At 42.9% G+C, this 2,846-nt stretch carries 1 protein-coding gene; it reads right to left on the reverse strand.

The window, feature by feature from the left end; genetic code table 11:
- On the reverse strand, window positions 1–2,736 hold the full coding sequence (locus RM368_RS38180; protein ID WP_322698882.1) for a CARDB domain-containing protein: 2,736 nt from the start codon (window positions 2,734–2,736) through the stop codon (window positions 1–3).
- Window positions 2,737–2,846 lie beyond the last annotated feature (110 nt).

Here is a 2,846-nt window from a genome sequence, read left to right on the forward strand (position 1 = left end):
TCACCACTCTCTCCAGCGACTGATTCCTCTTAAATTTTTGAATTTGGAATTGCTGTCGCTCACTATTAAGTCTGGTGCTGTCAGTGTAATTGGCACTGCACGAACGTTATTTGTTTCGTCTCTTTCACTTTGTTGCTTGCCTGCATCTACAGCAAACAGCAAGTAACGGTTGCCTGTAGTAGCGTTGGGAATTGTAATACTGCGGCTATAACTATAAGTGCCATCCACAGCTAGTGGGGACTTTTGGGCAGCAGTTTGGGAAGAGACGGCTACATCGGTGCTGTCTAATGTCTGATCGTCGGACAGATATATTGTGTCGTACCAATCCGCTGAAGCTTCTATAGTACCTTGATTTTTCACAGTCCAGTTAACTGTGATGGATTCTCCCAAGACAGCTGTGGTGGGAGCAGATGCAGCAGTAACTACTAAGTCTGGGTCATTATCACCAATGGCAATCGGAATTGCTTTGATATTATTGTTTTCATTACCTTCACCTTGGTAATTATAGATATCTGTTACAAATAACAGATAGCGACTTCCAATTTTGGTGGTACTGGGTAATGTTAACAACTGGCTGATGCTATATTTATCCCCTGCTATTAAAGGCGTCAAGCTGTCTGTAGATATCTCTTTAAGTAGTGTGTCTGTGTTTGTATTGAGGATTTCATCATCCGAAAGATAAATCCGGTCATACCAATCTGCAATAGCACTGGCATTACCTTGGTTTTTCACAGTCCAACTGAGTTCGATGCGCGAATTGGGATAGCTCTTGATTGGAGCTGTGACGTTAGTAATTACCAAATCAGGAGATTGGACTGTTATTGGGACTGCACGAACGTTATTCGCCTTGTTGTAATCGCTCTGGTAATTGTTAGCATCTGCAACAAACAGTAAATATTGGCTACCATTCCTTCCTTGAGGAATTATAATGTCACGAGTCCGAGTATATTCTCCATTTACTGCCAGTGGTGCTGAAACCCAGTCTGAGTAATAATAATTGCTGAGGCTAATGTCGCTGGCATCAAAGGTACTGTCATTGGAAATGTAAACCCGGTCATACCAGCCGCCATTCCCATTTGTTGCTGCTAACGAGCCTATATTTTTTACCGTCCATGAGACCGATACAGTTTGCTGCGTTGATACTACATTGGGTACTGTTGCTGCCGTCACTTCTAAGTCAGCATTTTCACCTGTAATTGTTAAGGGAATTACCTTGACATTATTGCTTTCGTTAGTTTCACTCTGATAGTTGCTCCTATCTGCGACAAACAACAAGTAACGGTTGCCTGGTTGACCTATTGTATTGTTCGGTAATGTTACACTAATGTTATTGACTGTATAAGTACCATTTACTGCTAGTGGGGTTTCTACTGAAGTCAGTCGGTAGTAAAGTTGAGAATCCGAACTATCGTAAACGGCATCGTTAGATAAATAAATGTAGTCATACCAATCCTGAGAAGCTGTGCTTTCTCCAAGGTTTTTCACTGTGTAAGAGAGTGAAAGGGTAGAGCCAGGGGCAGCAGTCGTTGCAGAGGTACTAGCGTTGTCAACTACTAAGTCAGCAGCTTTAATGTAGATGGGGACTGCTTTGACGTTGTTATTTTCATTGGTTTCCCCTTGGTAGTTGCTAGAACTATCTGTAATAAACAGTAAATAACGGTTCCCTGCTTTGACATAAGTGGGAATGGTGATGTTCTGCGTAATATTGTAGTTAGCCCCTGCCGCCAATGGGGTTTGCTCAGAGATCCAACGGTCGGTGATATATTGGTCTGAGCCGTCAAAGGTCGCATCGTCAGAAAGATATACAGAGTCGTACCAGTCTCTTCCAGCAACAACATCTCCCTGGTTTCTAACTGTCCAAGACACTGATACCCTTTCCCCTTGTGTAGCGGTGATTGGGGCTGTGGCATCTGATACTACTAAATCGGGGGCAGTGATGGTGATGGGAGTTGCCCAGACGTTGTTAGTCTCGTTAGTTTCGCTTTGAGAATTCCGGCGATCTCCCACAAACAGCAAATAACGTTGTCCCAGTTGGGAATTGGGAATTATAATATTTCCAGTACGAACTTCACTTGCACCTGCTGCTAAAGGAGAAGAATTACTGCGGTAAAAGTCAGTAACATAGGTGTCTGTTACATCAAATTTGGCATCATCTGAGAGATAAACTGAATCATATCGCTCTGCTGCTGCTGATACATCTGCCAAATTTTTTACTGTCCAAGACACAGCAACTGTTTCACCAACTGCTGCTGTTGTAGGGCCGTTGCTGTTGGTAATAGTCAGGTCGGGAACTGCAATATTAATTGGGATAGCATAGACATTGTTCGCATCACTGGTTTCTACTTGATAGTTGTCATAATCAACCACCAGCAGTACATACCATTTCCCTGACCCAGTATTTTGGGGTAATATGAAATTTTGGCTCTGACTGTAAGTTTCTCCGGCTTTTTGATTTCCGTTAATCCTGATGTTACCCATGTAACGGTCTGAACTATCGAAAACAGTGTTATCGGAAAGGTAAACGTAATCATACCAGCCATTTTCATTAGCTGGAACGTTTCCTTGGTTTTTTACCGTCCAGTTCACCGTTATTGATGAGCGCTCGGCTGCGATCGATGGAGCTGTTGCTGCTGTTACAATCAGGTCTGGGTTGGTAATTGTCACTGGCAAAGCGTAGGCATTATTAGTGCGTTCGCTCTCAATTTCTGTATTTCCCGGATTAACCGCAAACAGCAAGTATTTATTTCCCAACCCAGCAGTCGTCGGAATTATGATGCTCTTGGTTTGGGTGTAAGGTGATTTCTAGGAAAGAATTTACCAATGGAGGTAAAATGTACCCTTGATGC

Origin of the sequence: Nostoc sp. DedSLP03 (assembly GCF_034530815.1) — a bacterium.
In the GTDB taxonomy this organism is placed as follows: domain Bacteria; phylum Cyanobacteriota; class Cyanobacteriia; order Cyanobacteriales; family Nostocaceae; genus Nostoc.